This is a genomic window from Paracraurococcus ruber, from assembly GCF_004353985.1.
Classification (GTDB): domain Bacteria; phylum Pseudomonadota; class Alphaproteobacteria; order Acetobacterales; family Acetobacteraceae; genus Paracraurococcus; species Paracraurococcus ruber.
Map to the genome: position 1 here is coordinate 1 of NZ_SMOA01000624.1, position 882 is coordinate 882.

The window sequence follows — 882 nt, forward strand, 5'->3', positions numbered from 1 at the left end:
CGGCCGGCGCGGTGCCCGTGCCGGCGGTCGCCGGATCGGTGCCGGCCGCGGCCTTGGCCGGCGGCGTCGCGCCGGCCAGGGTGCCGCTGCCGGCCGCTGCGGTGCCCGTCCCGGCAATCGCCGAATCGGTGCCGGTCATGGCCCCGTTTGCGGCCTTGGCCGCGCCGGCGGCGCCCGTCGTCAGGTCGAGGCCGGCGGTCGCCGTGGCGACGGCCGCCTTGGCCGGGCCCGTCGCGGCTGACACCAGGTCGGCGGCCGAGGCCGTGACGACGGCGGCCGCCTTCGCCGGGCCCGTCGCCGTGGACAGCGCATCGGCGGCCGCGGGCGCCGCATGGCCCGAGGAGGTCGCCGCGGGGTCCGCCGCCGAGGCCTTCTCGGCGCGCGTCACGGTCGCGGCAGCCGCCTTGGACACCGTCTCGGCCGGCGCCGTGTCGCCGAGGCGCGGGGCGGCATCGGCAAGGACGACGGAGGACGGCTCGCTTGCCTTCGGCAGGGCCGTGCCGGTGACCGCGACCACAAGGTCGGCCGCCTTGGTCGCCGGGCTGGCGTTGTCCGCCTTTGCGGCATAGGCCGGCTGGTCATCGGCCTCGGCCCGCACCGCGGCAGGGCGGGAGGCCGGCTCCAGCGCCGCCTTCGCCGGGGCGGTCTCGACGGCAGCGAAGGCTTTGGTGGCGACCTCGGTCGCCGGGCGTGCCGCATCGGCCGCCGGCGCCTTGGCCGGCGCATCGGCCACCGCCGCCGGCTTCGGCGTCACCGCGGCGGCGGCGCGGGAAGCGGCGGCGCGTTCGGCCAGCGCCTCCTCCCCGGCCGCGGCACGGATGACGGCGGGCGTCGCCGCCTCCGGCCCGACCGGCGCGCCCTGCGGCAGGCTGGCCAGCAGCG

1 protein-coding gene is annotated in these 882 nt (G+C 80.5%); it reads right to left on the reverse strand.

Features of this window, described 5'->3' with window-relative positions; all coding sequences use genetic code 11:
* Positions 1–882: hypothetical protein (locus tag E2C05_RS33755; protein WP_205083281.1), on the reverse strand; the 882-nt coding region annotated here is incomplete at both ends.